This window comes from Ensifer sp. LC163 (assembly GCF_001695855.1).
GTDB lineage: Bacteria > Pseudomonadota > Alphaproteobacteria > Rhizobiales > Rhizobiaceae > Ensifer.
In genome coordinates this window covers 50860-75097 of sequence record NZ_MBSS01000019.1, presented here as the reverse complement: position 1 = coordinate 75097, position 24238 = coordinate 50860, and the positions used below count along the sequence as shown (strand labels likewise).

Genomic DNA, 24238 nt, shown 5'->3' with positions numbered 1-24238 from the left:
CGTCGAACGGGTTCATCGACATCTTCACATTGGCGAGCTCGACGCCCGAGCCGTCCGCCTTCACCCGGATCTTGACGTTGTAGTCAACCACCCGCTTGACCGTCACAAGTATTTTCATGACCAACCCTTTCCTGCAATTTTCGCTGTCTGCTTGAGGACCGTTACATGCGGCCGCGCTTGGCTTCGGGATCGTAGGGCGATTCCGCAATGACCCGCGCCCTGCGCCGCTCCCCAAGGATTGGGACTTTGAGTTCCGTTCCCGGGACGCCAAGCTCGACCGGCAGCAGGGCGAAGGCGACGTCGTGGCCGAGCGTATAGGCATAGCCACCCGAGGTGATGCGTCCCACCAGCTTACCCTGGTGATAGACACCCTCATAGATCAGCGAGCTTGCGCCATCGGTGTCGATCGCGATGGTGAAGGAGCGGCGGGCAACGCCCTCTTCCCTTGCCTTTACCAGCGCATCGCGGCCGATGAATTCCCCCTTGTCGAGGTGCACGAAGCGATCGAGGCTGCTCTCCCAGGCGCTGAGTTCCGGGTTCATGTCGCGGTACATCGCCCGGTAGGATTTTTCGAGACGCAGCGATTCCAGCGCCTGCAGGCCGATCAGCCTCAGGCCATGCGCCTCGCCGGCGGCAAGCAGCGCATCGAGCAGGTGCCGTTGATAGCAGAGCGGGTGATAGAGTTCCCAGCCGAGCTCGCCTTCATAGTTGACCCGAAGCAGACGGACGTCGCTGGCGAGCGCCACCGTGCCCGATTGCACGCCGAACCACGGAAACGCCTCGTTGGAGAGGTCGATTTCCGTCAGCGATTGCAGCACGTCGCGCGCCTTTGGTCCGACGATGGTGAAGCAGCCGCGATCGTTGGTGACATTGCGAAGCTGCACGCTGCCATCCCCAGGCAGCAGCTTCGACAGATCGTCAAAATTCCAGCGCTCGGCCCGCGGTGTCGAGATCAGATAGAAGAAACCGTCTTCCAGACGGGCGACGACATATTCGGCCTGGACGCCACCCTTGGGCGTCAGATGGTGGCTAAGGTTGACGCGGCCGCTCTTCGGCAGGCGGTTGGCCAAAATGCCGTCGAGCCAGGCTTCGGCACCCGGGCCGCTGACCTCGAACTTGGTCATCGGGGTCATCTCGACAAGGCCGACGGCGTTGCGCACGGCGTGAACCTCCTCGGCGACGTATTTGCCCTTCTCGGTCCAGCGCCAGCTGTATTGGTCCTTGGCCTCCACACCATCAGGCGCGAACCAATTGGGCATTTCCCAGCCGTTGAGAACGCTCCAGACGGCACCCTTCTCGCTCAGGCGATCATAGGAGGGCGCTGTCTTCTGCGGTCGGGCAGCCGGCATGTCCTGACCGGGATAGTGCTGCTCGGCATGGGTGCCCCAGGCTTCGCGCACCTTCTCGCGCGTCCAGTTCTTGTTGGCGTAGTCGCCGAAGCGGCGCGGGTCGAGCTCGGAGGTGTCGAGGCTGTTACCGCCTTCGACGATGCGCTCGGAGAGGTAGTAGCCGATCGCCCCACCCCAGAGGATGCCGCCCGGCACCCCTTCGGCGATCCAGACATTTTCGAGCCCCCAGGCCGGCCCCATCAAAGGCAGCTCGTCGGCCGTCATCTGGAAGGGGCCGCGGACATTGGCCTTGATGCCGACGCGACCGAGCGCCGGCACGAGGTCCATCGCCCGCTCCCAGTTCCAAGAGACGGAATCGAAGTCTTCTTCAAGCAGGTCGGCGCCGAACCATTCCGGCACGCCGTTTTCGGCAAACAGCTTCAGATGCTCGGTCTTCTCGTAGGGGCCGAACATCAGGCCGTCACCCTCTTCGCGAAGATAGCCCTCGAACCCCTCGTCGCGCAGGATCGGCATTTCGGGCAGGCCCTGGCGTTTACGCTCGATTACCTCCGGAACGGCATCGGTGATCCAGTATTGATGAACGATCGGGATCGCCGGGATTTCGAGGCCGAGCATGGCGCCGGTCTGGCGCGCATAATTGCCGGTCGCCGAGATGATGTGCTCGCAGATGATCTCGCCCTGATTGGTCCTGATCTTCCACTCGCCGCTCGGCATGCGCTCGAAACCGCGCACCTCGGTGTTGAGATAGATCTTGGCGCCGCGATCGCGGGCACCCTTGGCCATCGCCTGGGTCACGTCGGCCGGTGCGATGTGGCCGTCGTCAGGGTGGTAGAGCGCGCCGAGCATTTCCTTGTTGTTTTCAAGAAGCGGCCAGAGTTCGCGGGCCTCTGCGGGCGAAACGAGTTCGGCGCGAATGCCCTGAACCTCGGCGACACTCATGTAGCTCTTGTACTCGTCAAAGCGGTCGCGGGTGTTGGCAATGCGCAACTGGCCGCATTTGTGCCAGCCGACATGCTGGCCGGTTTCGGCTTCGAGGCCTTCATAGATCTCTATGGTCTTGGCGATCATCCGGCCGATATTGATGCTGCGGGCATAGGACGGAATGAGACCGGCGGCGTGCCAGGTCGAGCCGGCGGTCAGCTGCGTGCGTTCGAGCAGAGCGACATCGGTCCAACCGCGCTTGGTCAGACCGTAGAGAATAGCTGCGCCGACGCAGCCGCCGCCGATGACCACGGCCCGAGCATGAGTTTGCATGGAGAGGTTCCCTTATGTGGAATTTTCAGCAACTTACAAACGGCTGGAGCGCTTGTAATCTTGCTAAAAATTGTCCGGGGGCATAACCTCAGTTTATGCATAGACTCCGCTCGCTCGTCCCCTCCGCCAACTATCTGTTCGTCTTCGAGGCCGCCGCCCGGCGGCAGAGCTTTACCGGCGCAGCAGAAGAGCTGAATGTCAGCCAGCCGGCCGTCAGCAAGACGATCCGGCTGCTTGAAGAGGCGACTGGTCTGAAACTCTTCCGCCGCGAGCACGCTCGACTGGAGCTGACGGCCGAGGGCAAGCGGCTCTACAAGGAAACGCAGGAAGCCTTCGATCACCTGCACATGGTGATCTCGTCGCTCCGGCAGAAGCACTCGCGCGATATCGTGCGCGTCTCGTTCTCCGCATCCTTCGTGCAGCTCTGGCTTCTGCCGCGACTGAAAGCCTTCAAGGCGCAGCATCCGGATATCGCCTTGCGCATTGCCGAAAGCAGCCGCGACGATCAGGATCTGCTGGAAGAGGATATCGATCTTTCCGCCAGGCTTGGCGCCGGCAAATGGCCGGGCATCCAAGCCTGGCATTTCGTCACCGAGGAAGTGTGGCCAGTCTGCAGTCCCGCCTATCTCAAAGAGCATGGGCCGATCGAGGCCCCGGCCGACCTGCTCAACCACACGCTCCTGCATTTCGAGGAACGGCATCGCTCACGTGTCGGTTGGCGGGAATATCTGGAGCGCAACGAAGTCTCGGCCGCAAAGTTGACGCAGGACTTCGTCTTCACCGATGCGCTGAATTCGATCGAGGCGGCGGTGCTCGGGCAAGGGGTCGCCCTCGGCTGGAAACATCTGGTGCATGACCACCTGAAGGCCGGCCGGCTCGTCTGCCCGATCCGGGCGAGCTATCTTTCGGGACAGGGCATCCACATCGTCATGCCGGCGCAGCGGCCGCCGAAGCGTGGCACCGAGATCTTTCGCGACTGGCTGATGGAACAGAACGCCGACGCCGACATCTTCGCCGAGGATTGACGGCGAGCAGGTTGATCAGAAACGGTCGCCCACAAAGTGGGCGACCTGGGCACCAGCCTCGTAATAGGCCTCCTTGAGACGCCGCAGCGGCGGATCGCTCGGATCGCTGAGCGGCAATGGAAGCTCCACCTCGGCAATCTCTCCCAAAATATGCCGTGCCAGCACCCGGCCGAACACCGTTCCAGGCGCGATGCCGCGGCCGTTGTAGCCGGAGAAGCCGACCACATTCGGCGCGAACCGGTGGAAGCGTGGCAGCGCATTGGTGGTCATGCCGATCTGGCCATACCATTCGCACTCGAAATCCACCCTGCCCAGTTGCGGAAAAAGCCGGGCAAGCGAACGCCGGGCCCAGGCCATATGGACCGCCGCACCACCATTGCGCAAGGCGCCGACGCTGCCGAACACCAGCCTGCCCGCCTTGTCCATGCGGAAGGACGAGAGGATTTCCTTGGTGTCCCAGACGCCCTCGCGGTTGGGAAGAATGCTCGACAGCAAGTCAGGCGCCAGCGGCCGGGTCGCGAGATTGAAATAGGGCAGATACACCTGTTCGGTCCGCACCCGTTCCCATGGACCGGTGCTGTAGGCATCGGTCGCGACGATGATCCAGTCCGCCGTAACCGACGCCCTGTCCGTCGCCACCTTCCAGCGGCTGCCGATGCGTTCGGTCGAGACGACCCGGCTCGAAGTGTGCAAGACGACGCCGGCACGCTCGGCCGCGTGCGCCAGGCCGCGGACATAGGCGAGCGGCTGCAGCGTGCCTGCCCGCCTGTCGAGCAAGGCGCCGGCATAGGCGTTCGTGCCGATCCGTGCGGCCGTCTCGGCCGCATCAAGAAGTTCCACCGGCGCGCCACGCTTTTGCCATTGCGACGCACGGTCCTCGATCTCCCTCAGGCCGGCATCGCCGACGGCGCAGTGCAGCGTGCCGTTGCGCTCCAACTCGCAGGCGATCGCATGCCTATCGATCAGCTCCATCACCACGCGCGGCCCGTTGCCGAGCAGACCCAGCAGCCGCTCGCCGTGGGCGTCACCCAGTTCGCCGGGCATATCGTCGGGCATCACCCATATGCCGGCATTGATCAGGCCGACATTGCGGCCCGCGCCGCCAAAACCGATCTCCGCGCCTTCGAGCAGGATGACGCTGCGGCCGGCTTCCGCCAGATGCAGCGCGGCCGAAATGCCGGTGAAGCCACCGCCGACAACCACCACGTCGGCGGAGGCGTCGGCTGCAAGCGGGCCGGTGACCGGCGGCGGCGGGGCGGTCTTTTCCCAAAGCCCATGGGAGCGGGGATCGTTCAGCATCGTTCAAGTCCTTCGCGCGGGCATATTGCTTCGTCTTTCCCGCAGCTTCCATCAATCATCACAATGATAACGTCGCCATCACTGTGTAAAGACCACCGTCCTGTGGCCGTTGAGCATGACGCGGTTTTCCAGATGCATCTTCACCGCCCGGGCCAGCACGCGGCTTTCGATATCGCGGCCGGTGGCGACGAAATCCTCGGCACTCATCGAATGGCTGACCCGCTCCGTCTCCTGCTCGATGATCGGGCCTTCGTCGAGGTCGGGCGTGACATAGTGCGCCGTCGCCCCGATCAGCTTGACGCCGCGCGCATGCGCCTGGTGGTAGGGCTTGGCGCCCTTGAAGGACGGCAGGAACGAGTGGTGGATGTTAATGATCCGGCCATAGAGCCGGTTCGACAGACTGTCGGAGAGGACCTGCATATAGCGGGCAAGGACGACGAGGTCGGCCTCGGTCTCACGTGCCAGATCAATCAGCCGCTGCTCCTGTTCGGCCTTGTTGTCCTTCGTCACTTTCCAGTGGTGATAGGGAATGCCTTCGAGCTCGGCGGTCCTTGCGCTGTCGTCATGGTTGGAGACGATGGCGACCACCTCGGCATTCAGCCAGCCGACGCGGATCTGGTAGAGCAGATGCAGCATCGCGTGGTCGAACCTCGAGACCATCACGATGATTTTCGGCCGGCGGGTCGCATCGGCAACCGCCGCCCTCATGCCGAAGCGATCGATCGCCGGCTTCAGCGCGCGCTCGACGCCGTCTCGCGACATGCCGGCGGGACCGGTAAAGGCAATGCGCATGAAGAAGCAGTTGGTCTCGACGTCGCGAAACTGATTGCTTTCGACGATGTTGCCGCCGATCGCCGCAAGCTCGGTCGTCACGGCTGCGACGATACCGGGCTGGTCATCGCAGGCGAGCGTCGAAATGAAAGAGGCAGCAGTGCCGGTAGATGTCAGGTTTGCGGGCATCACGGTCATGCCTCTTTCCTTTCGTGATAGCGGTGGCGGAAGCGGCTCATCGGAGAGCTTCAATCCTTGGATTTCGGTTGACCGAAAACATAATCGGAGACCTTTGGCAGAAAGGTCTCGCTGTAATACCCGCGCGGCTTCTCGCCGATCGCCACCCCGGCGTTGAGGATGCCGGCCTGGTAATCGTCGGCAAACAGCGAATAGGGATAGGCGGCTTCAACCGCGCTTGCCGCCTGCAGTTGCTGGCGCAATTCGGCGGGAATCGAAAAATCCAATGCGGCCAGGTTGTCGTCGAGCTGCTCGATCCGGCTCGCCCCGACGATGGCCGCACCGACGCCGGGCTGCGTCACCACCCAGTTCAAGGCGACTTGCGCCATGCTGCGACCAGTCTCACCGGCCACCGCCTCGAGGGCTGCGACGATGCGCATATTGCGCTCGGTAAAGAGGCCGAGCCCACTGCCCGAAGCGTCGAGGGAGAGCCGCCCCGCCGCCTGCTGGCCGGCGCGATACTTGCCGGAGAGCAAGCCCATGGCGAGTGGGCTCCAGGCGGTAATGCCGAGGCCGAGCGTCTGGGCGAGCGGCACGAATTCGTTTTCGATGCTGCGCTCGGCCAGCGAATAGGGAAGCTGCAGGCAGATCGGCGGCGTCAGGGCATGGGCCTCCGCCCAGGTCTGCGCGCGCGCAGCATACCAGCCGGGCACGTCGGAAAGCCCGGCATAGCGGATCTTGCCGGCACGCACGAGATCGTCGAACGTCCGCATGACCTCTTCGGCTGGCGTGATCCTGTCCCAGGTGTGCAGCAAATAGAGGTCGATATAATCCGTCTTCAGGCGCCGCAACGAAGCGTCGACAGCACGCATCAGGTTCTTACGGCCGTTGCCACCGGCATTCGGGTTGCCGGGCTCCAGGCTGTTGGAAAACTTGGTCGAGATCACCACCCGGTCGCGGATGCCTGTCTCGGCCACGAACTTGCCGATCAGTTCCTCGCTGACACCCGCCGCGTAGGAATCGGCCGTATCGATGAAATTGCCGCCGGCCTCCAGGTAGCGGTTGATGATCGCGCGCGCGGCGTCCTCATCCGACCCCCACGAGCCGCCGATCCCGCGAATGCCGCCATTGCCAAAGGTCATCGTTCCGAGCGCGAGCCGGCTGACCCGCAACCCCGAACGGCCGAGAAGGTAGTAGTGGTCCATGGACATGGTTGGTTCCTGGGGGCTATTCCTGATGTGTCTCGCGTCCGGCCTTCGGCCCCGGTCACATGCGGCCGTGATAGCTCCTGCGCGCGACGCCTTGCTGGACGTGGTTGATCATCGTTACGAAGTCGAAAACCGGCAGACCGGTCGCCGCCTGCACGGCATGAGCATAGGGCGGCAGATCGCTGCATTCGAGCAGAATGGAGCGAACGTCCGGGTTATCCTCGACGAGTTTGCAAGCGACCTCGGTGACCTCCCGCTCGATCTGCGCGCTGTCGAGCGTGCCCTTCTCTTCGAGAATGGCCTCCCGAAACTCTTTCTGCCCTTCCATGCCGGCAATGGCGAGCGGGATATGTCCCGGCACGTTGCTCGCCTCGAAGTGGCGCGGCGTCAGCCGCGCGGCGTTGGCCGTGATGATGCCGACACTGCCGCCGGCGGCCGCATGCATGAATGGGATCTGCATCAGGCTCGACAGAAACACCGGAATATCGACGGCGGCCGCGACCTCCTCCTGGAAATAGGCCATGAAACCGCAGGCGCCGGTGATCGCCTTGACGCCGCGGTTCTGCAACTCGACCGCCGCTTCGATGAAGACGTCGCGAAGTGCGGGATCGCGCTGATTGAGCAATCGGTCGATGGAGGCGCCACGGACCTCCTGAAAGCGGACCGGAAAATCATAGGTCGTGGCGTTGCCGACATTGCCGGGCACGCAAGGATATGCCGCATCGAGGATCAGGATGCCGATCGACTCTCCGTACCACGACTGCGTCCTCCGCGTGACTGAGTGGACAGTCATCGTCTTGTCTCCGATATCGAATTGTTCTCAAATCGGCATGCCCGCCGAGGGGAACGGGAGCCTGTAGCGGCTCCCGTATATGGCCTTACTGGACCAGACGTGGCGCGCCGGTTTCGGCGGCGGTGCCATCGAGGCCGTAGGACTTCAGGACGTTGACGATGGTGCCGTCCGCATGCATCGCCTCGATCTGCGCATCCAAGGCAATGCCGAATTCCTTGGCGTTGAAGGAATAGGGGAATGCCGCCTGCGCGGCTTCCTTGGTGGCCCTGACCCGATCGTCGGAGGCGGCAACCTTGACCTTGACGTCCTTGAGCGCGCCGCTCTTTTCAGCGACGACGCCGGTCGAATAGCCGTCCACTGCCACGTCGATGCGGCCGGAGAAGAGGTCCTGCTGCATGTTGACCGAGTTCGGATAGAGCTTCAGCTTGGAACCGAGCATGGTCTTCAGGTCCGTGACCCAGAGATAGCCCTGCACCGTGCCGACCTGCTTGTCTTCGAGGTCGCCGACGGTGGCGAAGCCATCCTTGGAATAGATCGCCATCTGGTCGGTATAGAGCGGCGCCGAGAGGTTCATGACCTTGGCGCGCTCGGCCGTACGGTACCAGTCGCCGGTAGCGATATCCGCCTGTCCCGAAAGCACATACTGGATGGCGGCGGCCGGATCGACGGCAATCGCCTTCACCTTCAGGCATTCGCGCTTGGCGAATTCCGCGGCGATATCGCCGTCGATGCCCTTCATGTTGCCGCTGTCGTCGAGATAGGAATGCGGGACGTACGTTGTGACGGCAACCGTCAGCGTGCCCTGTTCGATCGTGGCAAAGGTGTGCTTCGGCGTGCAATCCTGGGCAAGCGCCACTTGGCTCGAAATGAGGACGCCGGCGATACCGGTCAAAAGAAGGCGGGTTTTGGTCGTGAACGAAGTCATGCCTGAATGCCCTTTCATGGTGTTGGTTCAGCGTTGCGCATAGGAGCCGGCGCGCTTCTCGACATGACTGACGAGGAGAGCGGCGGGGATGGAGATCGAGGCGTAGAGAACGCCGGCGGCGAGAAGCGCCGGGAAATAGCGGAACGTGTTCGAGCCGATTTCATAGGCGCGGCTGACGAGTTCCGGCAGCGCGATGGTGAAGCAGAGCGACGTGCCCTGGAAGATCAGGATCGAGAAGGCGAGCAGCGCCGGCAACGCGACACGCAGCCCCTGCGGCAGCAGGACGTAGCGCAAGGCATCCAGTCGATTGAGCCCGATTGCGACCGCGGCCTCTCGCTGACCATGCGGGATCGACTGCAGACTGGCGCGAATGATCTCGCTGGTATAGGCGCCGGTGTTCCAGGCAAGGGCAATGACGGCTGCGGTGAAGGAACCGAGCGTCAGGCCCGATGTCGGCAGGCCGAAATAGATGAACTGCAGCAGTACCAGCGCCGGCGCGCCACGGCCGACCTCGACCAGGAACAGGGCGATTACCTTTGTCAGCCGGTTCTTGGCGAGCACGCCAAGCGCCAGCAGCAGCCCGAACGGAATGCCGATCAAGAGGCTGAGCACCGTGACCTGCAGGCTGATCGACAGCCCCGACAGGAGATCGGGAAGCCAGGCGGAGAGTTCTTCGTAGCTCGGCAACATCAGCGGGCCACCTTTGCTTGCAGATAGCCGTCGGCGACGCGCGACAGCCAGGCGACCGGCAGGCTCAAGAGAATGTAGAACATGCCGACCAGAGCGAAGACTTCGAGACCGCGGAACGTCAGCTGCGACAGCTGGTTGCCCTGGAAGGCAAGCTCGCTGACGCCGATGGTCGAGGCCACGGCCGTCTCCTTCATCAGACCGATCAGGTAACTCGCGGCCGAAGGCAGAGCGACGCGAAAGGCTTGCGGGGCGACAACGTCCGTCAGCGTGTGCCAGCGGCCGAGGTTCAGCGCCGACGACGCCTCCCATTGGCCGAAATGTATGGAGGCGAGCGCACCACGGTAGATTTCCGCCATGTTCGCGGCCGCGATCAGCCCCAGCCCGGCCAGCGCCGCGTTGAAGGGGCTGATCGGGAAGACGCTCATTCCCAGGCCGAAGAAGATGATGAACAGCCAGAGGATCGGCGGAATGCCGCGCACGATCTGGATGAACACCATCGCCAGAAATCGCAGCGGCAGGATGCGGCTCTGCCTGGCCGCCACCAGTGGCACCCCGAGCACGGCGCCGGCCAGGAACGCGCCGAGCGTCAAGGCGACCGTCCAGGGAAGTCCGCGCAAAATGGCGAAGAGGTCTACTGTGCTCATCGGTCGTGCACCGCCCGAAGGAAGCGCTTGGTGCGCTCCTGCTGCGGATTGCGCATGACGTCAGCCGACGGCCCCTTCTCGATGATCTTGCCGTCGGCCATGATCATCACCGTGTCGGAAACATTCTCGGCAAAGCTCATTTCGTGGGTGACGACGATCATCGTCATGCCGGTCTCAGCCAGTTCCCGCATGACGGCGAGAACTTCGAGGCCGAGTTCGGGATCAAGGGCGGAGGTCGGCTCATCGAAAAGCATGACTTCCGGGTCGAGCGCAAGCGCTCTCGCAATGGCGATGCGCTGTTGCTGGCCGCCGGAACAGCGGCCGGGATACTGCTCCGCCTTGTCGGCCAGGCCGACGCGCTTCAGCAGTTGCATCGACCTTTCATCGGCGCTCTTGCGGCTGCGTCCGAGAACGCGCTCCTGCGCCAGGCTGACATTTCGCAGCACGGTCATATGCGGAAAGAGATTGAAGGACTGGAAGACCATGCCGACGCTGCGGCGCAAGGTCGAAAGCTCCGATCGCCCGGCGGGTGCGGCCGCGTTGAGCGAAATGTCGCCGATGGACACATGCCCGCCATCCGGCGGCTCTAGGTAGTTGATGCAGCGCAGCAGCGTGCTCTTGCCGGATCCGCTCGGCCCGATGATCGCCAGCACTTCTCCCGGCATCACCTCAAGGTCGATACCGTCGAGCACCGTGTGGTTGCCGTAGTGCTTGCTCAGCCTGTCGAGCTTGATCAGTGGCTTTCGCGCCTGGCCCTTTGCGGAAGGCACCCCTCTGGCGGCCAGAGTATCGTCCTCGGTCATTGTCGGTTTGCCACTCCCCAAGTGCAAGACAGCGCCATCCATGACGATTTCGCTCCATTGCAGGCACGGATCGACCCTGCGCCGGGCAGGCCGCGTCCTGTCGCTGAATGTGTTTGATGTTTGTCGTGCGCCGCGAGGCGAACGACAGTCGTTCCCGTTCTTTTGTTATGGATCACCATAACGATTCGGCGCTCGGTCGGCAGACGACAAAAATTGCAGAGCCGCATAACCTGGGGTTATGCCTTCAGCGAGGTGTGGTTCGCTGCCTTCTGCGGAAGCCGATCGAATGCGTGAGGTGCCAGGCGTCTCATCGATGCGCCAAGCCCTTGGGCGCCCTGCCCGTCCAACCAAAAATGGTTAATGCTGGCGATCGCCGCTGTTGGCAAGGTAACACTATTTTAGCCATGACGGATTAGCAAAGCCATCAGATCGCTAGATATCGCTATGCTCGCCGAGTCGCTCGAAAATTGCCTGCGTCGCCCGCAAGTGATAGAAAGAGCTACAAAATTGCAACCGGACAGGGAAGATGCAGGTGCCTGTACACGCAGTTCGAACCGCTGGCTTTGATGACCGGCCACACCACTTGCGTGTAACCTTGACGGTGACACTTTGTGCGATAGCTCTGCATGAGGACCGACTGAATTAGAGCGCGACACCGTTCTCGCCACTTGGATAGCTCGAGCGATGCTCGCGGGCGGTTCAAACGAAACCGCAACGGAAAGGGAAAGGGTAGGATGTCAAGCACTGACTCGACGTTGTCTGCTGCATCTTCCGTGGACGATACCGTCCTTGGCAACACAGACGAAGTCATCTCTGTCTATGACGAGGCTCTTCATCTCGTGGGATCCTCGGTTGCTCTTCAACGGGCCTACGAGGTGGCCGGACTGGTCGATGCGACGCTCTGGCATGTCTACCCCGAACTGCTGGAACCGGCCTCGAAGGCCATGGCTGAATCCGTTCTTGCCAATGGCGTTCCCCGCAGCATCGAAATCATCGACGGGCCCAATCGTTCACGGCGAACCCTGCTCGTCTTTCGCGCTGGGAACGGCGTCGGCGTCATAGAGACGGATGGGGCATCGGTAAGACGGGAAGTCGCGAGCCAGGGCGAGAACGAACGTGCGTTACTGCTTCATCAGGCCACCCATGATGCCCTGACCGGCTTGCCCAACCGTCGCCAGTTCAGCGATGACCTGCGAAGCGTGCTGCCGGCAGTCCATGAAAAGAAGCCGGCGCTGATGCAGATCGACCTCGACGATTTCAAGCCGATCAATGATACCCTCGGGCACGGCGCTGGCGACGCAGTGCTCCGGATGGCAGCTGAACGTATCCGCAGCGTCTTGCGCGACGGCGAGGTTGCCTACCGGCTTGCGGGTGACGAGTTCGCGATCATCCAGCGCGACGCCGATCAGCCTGCGGAAGCCGAGCGATTGGCCGAAGCGGTGGTCAATGCTTTCAAGGAACCTTTCACGGTCGACGGCATCTCGGCTTTTGTCGGCGCAAGCATTGGCATTGCCATTGCGCCACCCGACGGAAACGAGGGCGAACAGTTGATGAAGGCTGCCGACATCGCTCTTTACGCAGCCAAGAAGGAAGGCCGGGGCCGCGCCAAAACCTTCAGCCGCTCGATGCTGATCGTGCTGGAGCAGCGGGAAATGCTGCGCCGGAGCCTGCGCACCGCACTCAGGGAAAACCAGTTCTCCATCGAGTACCAGCCGCTGGTCAGACCGCCCTTTGAGATCGTCGGCTTCGAGGCTCTGGTGCGGTGGCGTCATCCGCTGGTAGGCATCATTCCACCCAATGTCTTCGTGCCGATGGCCGAGGCAGATGGGCTGATGAGCGATATCGGCCAATGGGTGCTGGAGCAGGCCTGCCGGCAGGCAACCACATGGCCCTCGCATTTCACTGTGGCGGTCAACCTGTCTCCGGCGCAGTTCCTGCACGACGGTTTCACCGATCGCGTGTCGCAGACACTTGATATGGTGGGCTTGCGGGCAGATCGGCTCGAACTGGAAATTACCGAATCGGTTCTTCTCGAAAAGACCACCAACAATCTCGACACGCTCAACACCTTGAATGTGCTCGGCATTCAGATTTCACTCGATGATTTCGGCACCTATTACTCGTCGCTGAGCTATCTCAAGAACTTCCCGTTCGACACGATCAAGATCGACCGCTACTTCATCAAGGATCTCGAAAACGACGAAAAAAGCCAGGTGATCGTCCGTTCGATCATCGCGCTCGCGCACGGTCTGGGAATGGCTGTGACCGCGGAGGGCGTCGAAACGCGTGCCCAGGCCCTGTGGCTGGAACGCGAAGGCTGCGATCGCTTGCAGGGTTATTTCCTCGGCGTTCCCATGCCGCCCAACGCCATCGACAATTATTTGCGCCAGTCAGCGACAATGGAAATTTCGTAGCAAAGCAGGGAGCGATGCTACCGGGTCGGATCGGCCGCCGGCGCAAGAACCGCCCGGACCGCTTCGAAGTTTGCGTGCCTTGCAAATCAGTTTAGAAGTGCCTGTGGGCCGTGGCAAAGTTCCACAGATGGAGGAAAAAAGCAGCATGGATGTCGGTAACAGTGTTCCAGCTGACGCGATTTTCGAGCCCTTGCTCCAGTTTGAAATGGAGATGGGCACGTTTCTTTCAGAGTGGCAGCATTGCGACCATCTCTCTACTTATCTGGCCCGCATGATCAGCCACAGCAGGGCTGATCCGGTGCGTCATTCGAACTTCTTTTCGTCCGCGCTCAACGAACTGCTCGAAGTTTCCTTCCGCGGCGGCTCCTCCAGCGGTCAAATCGGCCTGGCGATTTATCGAAACGGGCCGACGGAACGGGTTCAGATCACGTTTCCCTGCCCGCCCGGACAGGTTCCGTTCTACCGCGAGGCCGTGTCGAAGATCGATCGCAGCGATGCGCATTCCCGCTATCTCGATGCCATCTCCACCGACATGGCGCCCAGCCGCGAATCCATCCTTCTTGATCTCGCCATCAACTTCGATGCGCGCATCCGCATCGAGGAAAACACGTCGCCTGCAGTGACACTGATCGTCGACCTGCCGCTGGAAGGGCTGGTGAGTTGAGCGTCGCGAGCCTTTCCCCAAACTTCAAGGTGGCGTTCGACGCCAACAGCCAGGTGTTTTCGCTCGCCGGCGTCATCCGGCCGAGGTCGATCGACGAGATCGCCGATAGCATTGCCATGCTCAGGCAGGCGATCGACGACGTGCGCGGCGTGCTCTACGTCGACGTGAAACGCCTGATCCAGATGAACAACACCGCCTTCCACGGTTTCGTGCGGGTTGCCCTCGATGCGTGCCGCGCACGCGCCGACTTGCGCGTGGTTGTCGTGACGTCGAGCGTCGTCGGCTGGACCACGCGAATGTTCGGACATCTCAACCAGATCGAACCGCAGATTACCGTCGAGGTCTACGATTCGACCTTCTACCCCGGGCAGAGCTTTGTCGAGGATACGAGCTTCATTCCCATCCTCCGCGCGCAGACGAAAATGACCTGGCGCCACGAGCGCACCATCCTGCCGCGCCACGGCATGCGGCCCGGCATCGCCATGGCCGACATCTGCTGCGGCATCGGCGATTTCTCCGTGCTCGTACAGAAGGAGTTTCAGCCGGCGCGGATCGTCGCCCTCGACCACTCCAAGGCCAGCCTTGCTTATGCGCGGGAAGTCGCCTCCAACTTCGGCGTCACCGATATCGAATACACCTACGGCGATGCGTCGGAAATGCTGCTCGAAGACAATCAGTTCGACTTCGTGAGTTGCCGCCATTCGCTGCAGATATTCAACGAACCCGACCTGCTCTTGAAGGAACTCTACCGGATCTGCAAACCCGGCGGACGCGTCTACATCACCAATGAAAAGAACTCGCACTGCCTTGGCGAGCCGCGGGCGCAAAGCATCCAATGGACCTACAATGAGCTCGCGAGGCTTTTGAGCCATTTCGAAATGGATGTGGAGCTCGGGCCGAAGAGCCGGCGCTATCTCGCCGACGCGGGCTTCGACGACATCCTGGTCGAATCCTTCATGGTCACCAATCTGGACGGTGACCCACAGGATTTCGCCGACGTCATCGCCGGCTGGGAGAAGATGTTTGCGGCAATGGCGGTGAGACACGGCGAAGCACCCGAATTCATCGACCGTTTTCGCCAGGGCTTCCGGGATCACATCTTCGCGGCACTGCATCCGAAGGGCTATGCAGGCTGGCCGATCTGGGCAGCGTCCGGGCGCAAACCACTATGAGCGAAAGCAATGTCCAACGTCCCCGGTTCGGTTTGAGATCCTTTCGCGCCAAGTTCGTGCTGGTCGTCGGCAGCGCCGTGCTCTTCGACCTCCTGGTAACAGGCGGCCTGGCGCTCTGGAACGTTCAAAGATTGTCGCGCGACGCGACGACGGAGGTCGGACAGGGCCTGCAAAAGGCAAACGAAGATTACATGCTCACCTACGCGGAATCGACGGGCGCGCGGGTTGATCTTCTGCTCGGCCAGGTTCACGCCGACGTCGCCACGCTCGCGGGCGTGCTCCAGGCGCAGATCGACCGCCCCGTGCGCAGGTCCGACGTCGGAGAGGCACTGGCGCGGCACGCACCGGAATCCGTTACCGTGGCTTACGATCCCAAAGGTGGGTGGGCCCAGAACCTTCCGGGACCGCTCTCGAGCGTGAGCGTTTGGAGCTATCTCCTTGGCCCCGACCACCGGCCGCTACCCGAGGTGCAGACCGATATCGAGAACAGCGCCGTTCTCGATCTGGTTGCTCCCGCCCTGCTTGCGCACGGCCGCTCCAAACTGCAGATGTACTACGTCGGACCAAAGGAGCGGCCGATCTTGCGGATGGCGCCCTATGCCGATCAGGCGCAGACGTTCGACCGTCTCTACCCCGGTCACAACGAGGCCAACTTCTGGAACTTCTTCTTCCCCGGCCTCTACGAGTCCTGGGAGGGATGGGCGAAGGATCCGAGCCTCAGGCCCGTTGCAGCCGATACCACCCAGACGGCACCTTATACGGATGCCGCCACGGGGAAACTGATCGTCAGTTTCTTCCAGCCGCTGTGGTCGCGCGACCGCAAGGGTGTCGCCGGAGCGGCCGGAACCGATATCACGCTCGATCAGCTGGCCGAGGTTGTCGAAAGCGTCAAAGTCGGCGACAGTGGCTTCGGGTTTCTGGCGATGTCCGACGGTAACGTGCTTGCTATCAACCCGGCCGGCGAAAAGGCGATCGGCCTGCAGCGGTCGAGCGACACCGGTGGACAAGGCGTCACCGGGTTGGAGCGCTCGCTGCGCCGCAGCGTACAGCCTGCGATCGCGGGCCTCCCACTCGGCGCCGACGGCACCATTCAGCGTGTGCTGCTCGACGAGGGCGGTGAGAAGGTCCCCTATCTCATTCTCCTGAAGCAGCTCGCGCCAGAGAACTTCTGGGTGTCCGGTCCGGTGCGCCGCGAGACCATGTCGATCGGCATCGTCGTGCCGGAGCGGGAAATCTATGCCTCACTGTTTGCGGCACAGGCCGGTATTTCCGAAGCGACCAACCGTATCCTCGCCTATCAGATCCTGGCGTTGCTTGCGTCCTTGCTCTTCGTGACAGCGGCGGTGTTCGGCATCTCCAAGCGCGTGACCGCCGGCATCAGTGCGCTTGCCGGTGCCGCCAAGCGTATCCAGGCGAAGGACTACTCGGTCCGGGTGCCGATCTCGACGCGCGACGAAGTGGGCGAAGCCGGCACAGCTTTCAATCGAATGGCCGAAGAGATCAGCTTCCACACCGAGAACCTCGAGCATCTCGTCGAGGAGCGCACGAAGCAGATCGAAGAGGCCAACCAGCAGATCTCCGCCCTGAACGCGCAACTGCGCAGCGAGAACCTGCGCCTTGGCGCTGAGCTGGCGGTCGCCCGGCAAATCCAGATGATGGTGCTGCCGAAGGCGGGCGAGCTTGACGAGATCGCGGATCTCGAAATTGCCGCCTATATGCGCCCCGCCGACGAAGTGGGTGGCGACTATTACGATGTCCTGCGCGATGGCGCACGGTTGAAGATCGGCATCGGCGACGTCACCGGCCACGGCCTTGAAAGCGGCGTATTGATGCTGATGGTGCAGTCGGTTGCCCGCGCCTTGCAGGAGGCCGGCGACATGGATCCCAACCAGTTCCTGAACCGCCTGAACCGGGCGATCTACAAGAACATCGTGCGCACCAACACCGGCAAGCATCTTTCCCTCGCATTCCTCGACTATGATGGCGCCCGCCTGACGCTTTCCGGGCAGCATGAGGAGCTGATCGTCGTTCGCAACGGCGATGAAGTGGAGCGCATCGATACGCTGGACCTCGGCCTGCCGATCGGCCTGGAGTCGGATATTTCGCGCTTTGTCGCCACCCGCGAAGTCGCCTTTGCCCGCGGCGACATGATTATCCTGCACACTGATGGTGTGACGGAGGCAGAAAACGCGGCGGGCGAACTGTTTGGCATCGACCGGCTTTGCGACAGTGCCCGGCAATTTTACGGATGCAGCGCCGAGGATGCTAAATCAGGTATCATCGAGGACTTGATGGCGCATATCGGTAAGCAGAAGATACACGACGACATTACCCTCGTGGTCATGAGACACAGGTGAGTAGATGACGACTTTGTACGGACCGGCGGACCTGACCAGGGGTGCCAACGAAAGCGTGACGCGGCTGCGCCTCTATGACGGCCAGCTCAACCTGAGCTGGAAACACTGCGCCATCGCCTCGGATTTTGTCGCCGAGCTGATCGCCATGCGCTACCGCGCCTCGCGAAATGCCTACAAGGAAGTCCGCCACAACATCGGCTATCTGACGAATGAGCTGGTCGAAAACGCGGTCAAGTTCCGTGCCGCGGGCGGCATCGTCGTCGAGGCCTCTATCGACGACAGCAATTTCCGTGCGAAGGTGTCGAACGTGGTCGACGGCGAAACTGCGGCGCGTTTCCAGGATCTGCTGTCCGAGATCACCACGGGTGATCCGGGCGATCTCCTGATCGAACGCATTGAAGCCAACGCAATCGGCACCGGCAAGAGCGGATCTGGACTTGGTCTATTAACACTCATGAGCGATTATGGCGTTCGTTTCGCGTGGGTTTTCGGACCCAATAGCGACGGCGGCGGCATTGCGCTCGAGACCTATGCCTCGATCCCCGTCCCCGATATCTCGAACTGATGAGCAGGTGAATATGGAAATCAAGGACGAGGACTACCGCGTTTGGTCCGAGGGCAACGACATCCACTTCGAGGGAACCATGCGGCTTCCCGGCACAGAAGCTTATGCCCCGATCTTCTCGCTCGCCATGGGCGTGCTTGAGGCCGAGCCCGACCGCATGACGATCGACCTGGCGGAATTGCAGTTCCTGAACTCGTCGGGGATCAACCTGCTCGCAAAACTGACGATCGAGGCCCGCAACCGGCCGAACGTGCAATTGACGGTACGCGGAACCTCCGAGATCCCGTGGCAGTCGAAGTCGCTGCCCAATCTCAAGAAGCTCCACCCCGGCATCGACCTCAGGCTGAACTGAGCCGAGATTTATTAGAGCATTTCCAGGAAAAGTGCGAAGCGGTTTTCCGTCAGGAAATGCGCAGAACAAAGAGATAGCGCGTTTCCGCGGCTCCGTGCGAACCGGAAACGCTCTGCTGCATAATTCCTTAAATCGGAATCGATTTAAGGAATTATGCAGCAAGTTTAAAGCGTTACAGCGTCCTTTGCGCATCATATTTGATGCGCGGCGCTGTTGTCCGTCTCTTGCGCAGGCTGCCTCCGGTCATCCGGGCACATGCCCGGCATGACCCAAGCGCCAGCGCCTTTCTACGCCCAAACAGCGCCTTATCTTCATACATTTTCGGCGGCGGCCGCCGGCGCCGACCACTCCGGCCGGAATGTCGCTTGGAGATCGCGAACACGCCTGTCGCGGCGGATCACAAGATTTCGATTTTACTCCGATCCTGGCTGCCCCTAGGCTTCATCCGGTTCAAATCGCACCGGGAGGAAACGCCATGAAACGTAGGCTTATACTTGTCGCGGCCGCTTTGGCCTGTTCAGTCGTCGGGGCGTACGCCCAGGACACGACAATGAGTTTCTTCGTCACCAGTGCCAATCCGGGCAAGGGCGGCGATCTTGGCGGCCTTGCCGGCGCCGACGCCTATTGCAACACGCTCGCCTCGGCGAGCGGCTCGACCGGCAAGACCTGGAAGGCTTACCTGTCCACCGACGCGGAAAACGCTAAGGACCGTATCGGCGCCGGCCCCTGGTACAACGCCAAGGGTGAAAAGATCGCCGACGATGTCGCCTCCCTGCATAGCGACAAGAACAACCTCACGAAGCAGACCGCGCTTAACGAGAAGGGCGAGGTCATCAACGGCCGTGGCGACACGCCGAACCGTCACGATATTCTCACCGGCTCCAAGGCCGACGGCACTGCCGCGCCGGAAACCTGCGGCAACTGGACCCTGGGCGGGACCGACGGCGCGGCCATCGTCGGCCACAGCGACCGAACCGGCCTGAACGAAAGCGCCGAGGCCAAGTCCTGGAACGCGTCGCATGCGACGCGCGGCGGCTGCACCCAGGAAGCCTTCAAGGGAACGGGCGGCGACGGTCTATTTTACTGCTTCGCTGCGAACTGACCGCAACAGCGTGCCCTGCCGAATGGTGGACGGCATCTCGTAGATTCCTACAGCGCCGCGCGCCTGTTCAGGCGCGCAAAGGTCGCTGTAACACTTTGATCTGCTGCACAATTTTGTCCCTAAATCGAATCCGATTCAGGGAAGTGTGCAGTAGGGTCAGGTTTGCCGCGCGGCAGGTAGACGCGGTCCCATTGCTATCGTCGAACGACGAAACTTCGCGAAGGCTCCGCCGATTACCACAAATGGATCGACACAAGCCTGTTTGGAGAGGCATACAAGGACGCCGACGCCAATCCGTAAGGCGGCCTTGCGTTTTTTCTCGCCGATCCGCGCTGACAAGGTGCGGGTCGGGAAAACCGTGATCAGTTCTGAAGCATCCCGATGATTTCGCACCCCACTGCAGCCGCGCTCTCGCCTCCCCCCGTGCCGGATGGCCGCATCCCTGTTTGCAACGCAGGTCGGCGGTGACCACATGACCGCGATCCCGAACGGCACGCAGGCATCCGGCGCATCTGCGACCCGCCATTCCCGCATCGTCGCGCTCGTCGTCGCCGTCGCCTTCTTCATGCAGATGCTCGACGGAACGATCGTCATCACCTCCTTGCCGCAGATGGCGATCTCCTTCGGCGTGCAACCCGTCGCCATGAGCATCGGCATCACCGTCTACATGCTGACGATGGCAGCCTTCATTCCGCTCTCCGGCTGGCTCGGCGACCGCTTTGGGGCGCGCAACGTCTTCCTTGTCGCAATCGCCATTTTCACGCTCGCCTCGCTCTTTTGCGGATTGTCGGGAAGCCTCGGCCAGTTCATCGCCGCACGCGCCGTGCAGGGCATCGGCGGCGCGTTGATGACGCCGGTCGGCCGGATCATCGTCCTGAAGAACGCCCGCAAGTCGGAGCTTGTCGGCGCGATCGCGCTCATCACCTGGCCGGCGCTGATCGCCCCGGTCGTCGGCCCGCTTCTCGGCAGCGTCATCACCGCGTGGTTCAGCTGGCACTGGAATTTTCTGATCAACATCCCGATCGGGCTGATCGGCCTTGCGCTTGTGCTGCGCTTCGTTCCGGACCAGCGAGAGCAAGCGACGCGCCGCCTCGACGTCAAGGGCTTCCTGCTGTCGTCAACCGGCCTCACGCTGGTGCTGGCCGGCCTCGAAGCCTTCGTGCACGGCACCGCCAATGCGCTGGCGATCGTCCTGCTGCTGGCAACGGGTGCTGCCACCGGGGTCATGGCAACACGGCATTTCAAGGCGATCGCCAATCCGCTGCTCGATCTCTCCGCCTTGAAGGTTCAGACCTTTGCGATGTCGACGCTGTCGGCCGGCACCGCCTGCCGGGTCGCGATCAATGCGACGCCTTTTCTGATCCCGCTGCTGTTTCAGGTCGGGTTTGGCCTCGACCCGATCCAGACCGGCATTTATGTACTTGCCTACTTCGCCGGCAATCTCGCGATGAAGTCGGTGACGACGCCGTTGCTGCGCCGTTTCGGCTTCCGCACGGTGCTTGTCGGCAATGGCCTGCTCGCATCGCTGGCGATCGGCGCCTGCGCAGCGCTATCGACAGATACGCCCAGGCTGCCGACGCTTCTGCTTTTGTTTGCAGCCGGGCTTTTCCGCTCGATGCAGTTTACCGCGCTCAACACCCTTGGCTTTGCCGACATCAATGCAAGCCAGCGCAGTTCGGCTTCGACCCTGTCGAGCATGCTCCAGCAGGTGGCGATGCTCATGGGCGTTGCCGTTGCCGCCGCCGTTCTCAACCTGTCGCAGGCGCTGCGCGGCGGCGAAACGTCTGCCCTTGCCGACTTCCGCTGGGCGTTTCTTGTCGTCGCGACGATTGGCATTCTCTCGGCCCTCCGTTTTCTGGGCCTGCCGCGGGACGCGGGTGCGGAAGTCTCAGGGCATTCGAGAAACACAGACGCGGCATAGCGACTTCGATTGGACCGCGATCCGGCGTTAGGCGGACCGCTGGGGCGGTCCTTGTCTCAACGGCTGCGCGTCCGCTTCACGGTCAGTGATCCAATCTCAAACGGAAGCGGGCCGGTCTGGCCGAGATCGGCATTATCCCGGACGCCATCTATGCGACAGGCTTGCGGCTGATCCCCTTCGCGATAGATCGGCTGTTTGCCGTGGTCTCAAAGGATCATGCCTTGGCAAACCACCGGCAAATCGGTTTCACGGACCTGCTCGATCACGCGTTCGTCGGCCTTGCGGAAGGCAGCGCCCTGCAGGACCATATCGAGGGCCAGGCGGCCCGCATCGGCCGCCGACTGAACTTCCGTCTGCGGGTCCGCAGCTTCGAGGGCGTCTGCCGCTTGGCCGCGCAGGATGTCGGTGTCGGCATCGTCCCGCAGACAGCCGCGCGCCGGGGCCGTCGCATGGCGGCGATCGCCGAACTCAACCTGACCGACAAGTGGGCGACACGTCGCCTGTCGATCTGCCTGCAGTCGGAAGAAGACCTCTCGCCGCTCGCCCGCGACCTGGTCGAGCACCTCGGCAATTTTCGGCAGGATTGACGCCGAGGCGACCGCCAACGTCTCGACGCGTAGATCAGTAACCTCTGGCCGCCCCCGCATCGATGCGACTGTCGGCCGCGCCGTTGTAGCGGGCGCCACCGCCGGCCGCGATTTCGGCAAGGCTTTCGCCGCCGACGAGAATACCGGTCGCCTGGCCCCAGATGCTCCAGTTCTTGTCGATCTGCACGTCGTGACCCATAGCCGAGAGAAGCTTGCGGGTATCGGGCGAAAGCGCGTAGGGCTCCATGAATACCCTGTCCGGCAGCCACTGATGATGGATGCGCGGCGCGTCGACGGCCTCCTGAATGTTCATGCCGTGATCGATCACGTTGAGGATCGCCTCAAGCGTGATGGTGATGATGCGCGCACCACCCGGACTGCCGATCACCATGAACGGCTTGCCGTCCTTGGAGACGATGGTCGGGCTCATCGACGACAGCGGTGTCTTGCCCGGTGCGATCGCGTTCGCCTCGCCTTGGACGAGCCCGTAGAGATTGGGAGCACCCGGCTTGGCCGTGAAATCATCCATCTCGTTGTTGAGCAGAATGCCGGTTCCGGGCGCAACGACGCCCGCGCCGAACGATCCGTTCAGCGTATAGGTGACGGCAACCGCATTGCCCTCGTCGTCGATGATCGAATAATGGGTCGTCTCCTTGCTTTCGCCGAAACCCTCCGGCATCAGCGTCTGCGAAACGCCGGCTTTGAACGGGTCGATCTTGCCGCGGATTTCGGCCGCGTATGCCTTGTCGAGCAGCTTGCCGACCGGGTTCTCGACAAAGTCAGGATCCCCAAGCCTCGTGTTGCGGTCGACGTAGGCATGACGCATGGCCTCGATCATCGCATGCACGGTCTCGGCCGAGCCGTAGCCGAGATAGGAGAGCGGATAACCCTCGAGAATGTTGAGGATCTCGCAGATGATGACGCCGCCGGAAGACGGCGGCGGTGAGGAGACGATATCGTAGCCGCGATAGTTGCACTTGACCGGCTGCAGTTCGCGCACGGCGTATTGCTCGAAATCCTTCTTGGCGAGGATGCCGCCCTTGTCCGCACTTGCCTTGACGATGGCGTCGGCGATTGCCCCCTTGTAGAAGGCGTCGGTACCCTTCTCGGAAATACTTGAAAGCGAAGCGGCGAGATCCGCCTGCACCAGTGCATCACCGACGGCAAAGGGTTTGCCGTCGGGTTTCAGAAAGATTGCGGCTGCTGCCGGGTCCTTGGCCAGCCTTTCGGTTTCGCCATCAAAGGAATCGATGTCGCCCTGCTCCAGCCGGAAACCGTCCTTGGCAAGCGCGATGGCAGGGGCGATCAGCTCTTTCAGCGATCGCGTGCCGTAACGGCTGCGCGCGACTTCGAACCCCGCCACCGGCCCTGGAACGCCCACGGCGAGATAGCCCTCGGTGCTCAGGCCATCGACCAGTTGCCCCTTGTCATCAAGATACATGGTCTTGGTCGCCGCAGCAGGCGCCCGCTCGCGAAAATCGAGGAACGTGGTCTTGCCGTCCTTGAAGCGGATCGTCATGAAGCCGCCGCCGCCGATGTTGCCGGCGGTCGGATAGACGACCGCAAGCGCATAGCCGACGGCAACGGCCGCATCGACAGCGTTGCCGCCCTTTTTCAGGACCTCCACGCCGATATCCGACGCCAGGTGCTGGGCAGTGACGACCATGCCGTGCTCGGCCTTGATGGGCTCCGGCGACGCGGCCCTGACAACCGATGGAGAAACCGCGCCGAGCGCGGCAATCAGGGTGAAGGACAGGACATTCAGACAGGAACTGCGCATGCTTTTCTCCCGCGACAAGAGGTTTGGCTGGCAAATGACGCCCTCGATCGAGGGCGGCGGCATCGGAGTTCGCGAAGACACCGCGCACCGGTCGGCGGGCAAGGATCCGGCCATCGGGCGGGCGCAGGCTCCGTTCAGAAATTGAAGCCTTACCCGGAGTATAGACATGCGCGGCTGGCACGGGCAATCGCTGGCTGAACATCGTGGCAGGCGAAGACGTCGAATGCGAACGCGGCCGACCTACAGTTGGCCAGCAATGGTAGCCGCTCTGTGGCAGCGAGCACCTGGTCGCGGCAAACCAAGATGCTTGCCGGTGACCGCCTCGTCGCGGCTTCCAAATTTTTACCATTGCCATGATCGGCCGTGGCTGTGACAGTCCGATCCTG

At 62.2% G+C, this 24238-nt stretch carries 21 protein-coding genes; 11 read left to right on the top strand and 10 right to left on the bottom strand.

The window, feature by feature from the left end; genetic code table 11:
- Positions 1-161: 161 nt before the first annotated feature.
- The gene (locus BC360_RS17155; protein ID WP_065796128.1) at positions 162-2603 is read right to left on the bottom strand and encodes a GcvT family protein; all 2442 of its coding nucleotides are present in this window, start codon (positions 2601-2603) and stop codon (positions 162-164) included.
- A 95-nt stretch (positions 2604-2698) separates the two neighbouring features.
- Here BC360_RS17155 and BC360_RS17150 point away from each other — a divergent pair, with 95 nt between their 5' ends.
- The gene (locus BC360_RS17150) at positions 2699-3628 is read left to right on the top strand and encodes a LysR substrate-binding domain-containing protein (protein ID WP_065796126.1); all 930 of its coding nucleotides are present in this window, start codon (positions 2699-2701) and stop codon (positions 3626-3628) included.
- Positions 3629-3643: 15 nt separating this feature from the next.
- Here the strand turns inward: BC360_RS17150 and BC360_RS17145 are convergent, their stop codons facing one another.
- The 8 genes from BC360_RS17145 to BC360_RS17110 form a co-directional block, all read right to left on the bottom strand.
- Complete coding sequence (locus BC360_RS17145; RefSeq protein WP_065796124.1) at positions 3644-4927, bottom strand: NAD(P)/FAD-dependent oxidoreductase; 1284 nt, start codon at positions 4925-4927, stop codon at positions 3644-3646.
- 78 nt (positions 4928-5005) lie between these two features.
- Positions 5006-5896: a formyltetrahydrofolate deformylase gene (gene purU, locus BC360_RS17140; RefSeq protein WP_065796122.1), complete on the bottom strand. Its 891-nt coding sequence runs from the start codon at positions 5894-5896 to the stop codon at positions 5006-5008.
- 50 nt (positions 5897-5946) lie between these two features.
- Positions 5947-7086, bottom strand: coding sequence for an aldo/keto reductase (locus tag BC360_RS17135; protein ID WP_065796120.1), 1140 nt, complete (start codon positions 7084-7086; stop codon positions 5947-5949).
- Positions 7087-7141: 55 nt separating this feature from the next.
- Complete coding sequence (locus tag BC360_RS17130; RefSeq protein ID WP_065796118.1) at positions 7142-7876, bottom strand: aspartate/glutamate racemase family protein; 735 nt, start codon at positions 7874-7876, stop codon at positions 7142-7144.
- Between the two features lie 85 nt (positions 7877-7961).
- Positions 7962-8801 (bottom strand): transporter substrate-binding domain-containing protein, encoded by an 840-nt coding sequence (locus tag BC360_RS17125; protein WP_065796116.1) that lies wholly within the window; start codon positions 8799-8801, stop codon positions 7962-7964.
- A gap of 27 nt (positions 8802-8828) precedes the next feature.
- A complete protein-coding gene (locus BC360_RS17120) occupies positions 8829-9491 on the bottom strand; it encodes an amino acid ABC transporter permease (RefSeq protein ID WP_065796114.1) in 663 nt (220 codons plus the stop codon).
- Positions 9491-10135, bottom strand: a complete 645-nt coding sequence (locus BC360_RS17115) for an amino acid ABC transporter permease (RefSeq protein ID WP_065796112.1) — start codon at positions 10133-10135, stop codon at positions 9491-9493. Before BC360_RS17115 ends, BC360_RS17120 begins: the two co-directional genes overlap by 1 nt.
- Positions 10132-10938, bottom strand: coding sequence for an amino acid ABC transporter ATP-binding protein (locus BC360_RS17110; RefSeq protein WP_065796110.1), 807 nt, complete (start codon positions 10936-10938; stop codon positions 10132-10134). The genes BC360_RS17115 and BC360_RS17110 overlap by 4 nt, the downstream gene beginning before the upstream one ends.
- A gap of 734 nt (positions 10939-11672) precedes the next feature.
- Between BC360_RS17110 and BC360_RS17105 the strand changes: the two genes are divergently transcribed.
- The 9 genes from BC360_RS17105 (at position 11673) to BC360_RS17065 (ending at position 22072) form a co-directional block, all read left to right on the top strand.
- Complete coding sequence (locus BC360_RS17105) at positions 11673-13352, top strand: putative bifunctional diguanylate cyclase/phosphodiesterase (protein WP_065796108.1); 1680 nt, start codon at positions 11673-11675, stop codon at positions 13350-13352.
- Positions 13353-13497: 145 nt separating this feature from the next.
- Positions 13498-14016: a ubiquinone biosynthesis methyltransferase UbiE gene (locus tag BC360_RS17100; protein ID WP_065796141.1), complete on the top strand. Its 519-nt coding sequence runs from the start codon at positions 13498-13500 to the stop codon at positions 14014-14016.
- Positions 14013-15188: a class I SAM-dependent methyltransferase gene (locus tag BC360_RS17095; RefSeq protein ID WP_065796106.1), complete on the top strand. Its 1176-nt coding sequence runs from the start codon at positions 14013-14015 to the stop codon at positions 15186-15188. Before BC360_RS17100 ends, BC360_RS17095 begins: the two co-directional genes overlap by 4 nt.
- Positions 15185-17545, top strand: coding sequence for a SpoIIE family protein phosphatase (locus BC360_RS17090; RefSeq protein ID WP_065783491.1), 2361 nt, complete (start codon positions 15185-15187; stop codon positions 17543-17545). The genes BC360_RS17095 and BC360_RS17090 overlap by 4 nt, the downstream gene beginning before the upstream one ends.
- 4 nt (positions 17546-17549) lie before the next feature.
- A complete protein-coding gene (locus tag BC360_RS17085; protein ID WP_065783492.1) occupies positions 17550-18110 on the top strand; it encodes a slr1658 superfamily regulator in 561 nt (186 codons plus the stop codon).
- Between the two features lie 13 nt (positions 18111-18123).
- On the top strand, positions 18124-18462 hold the full coding sequence (locus BC360_RS17080; RefSeq protein WP_053251306.1) for a slr1659 superfamily regulator: 339 nt from the start codon (positions 18124-18126) through the stop codon (positions 18460-18462).
- 475 nt (positions 18463-18937) lie between these two features.
- Positions 18938-19564, top strand: a complete 627-nt coding sequence (locus BC360_RS17075) for a hypothetical protein (RefSeq protein ID WP_065796104.1) — start codon at positions 18938-18940, stop codon at positions 19562-19564.
- Positions 19565-20036: 472 nt separating this feature from the next.
- On the top strand, positions 20037-21485 hold the full coding sequence (locus BC360_RS17070) for an MFS transporter (protein ID WP_065796138.1): 1449 nt from the start codon (positions 20037-20039) through the stop codon (positions 21483-21485).
- 116 nt (positions 21486-21601) lie between these two features.
- Positions 21602-22072 (top strand): LysR substrate-binding domain-containing protein, encoded by a 471-nt coding sequence (locus tag BC360_RS17065; protein ID WP_083222607.1) that lies wholly within the window; start codon positions 21602-21604, stop codon positions 22070-22072.
- Positions 22073-22106: 34 nt separating this feature from the next.
- On the opposite strand, the gene ggt is transcribed toward BC360_RS17065, so the two are convergent.
- On the bottom strand, positions 22107-23852 hold the full coding sequence (ggt, locus tag BC360_RS17060) for a gamma-glutamyltransferase (protein WP_065783495.1): 1746 nt from the start codon (positions 23850-23852) through the stop codon (positions 22107-22109).
- On the opposite strand from ggt, the gene BC360_RS32180 reads away from it, so the two are divergent.
- Complete coding sequence (locus tag BC360_RS32180; protein WP_161491384.1) at positions 23851-23997, top strand: hypothetical protein; 147 nt, start codon at positions 23851-23853, stop codon at positions 23995-23997. The genes ggt and BC360_RS32180 overlap by 2 nt on opposite strands.
- The last annotated feature ends 241 nt before the right edge of the window (positions 23998-24238 follow it).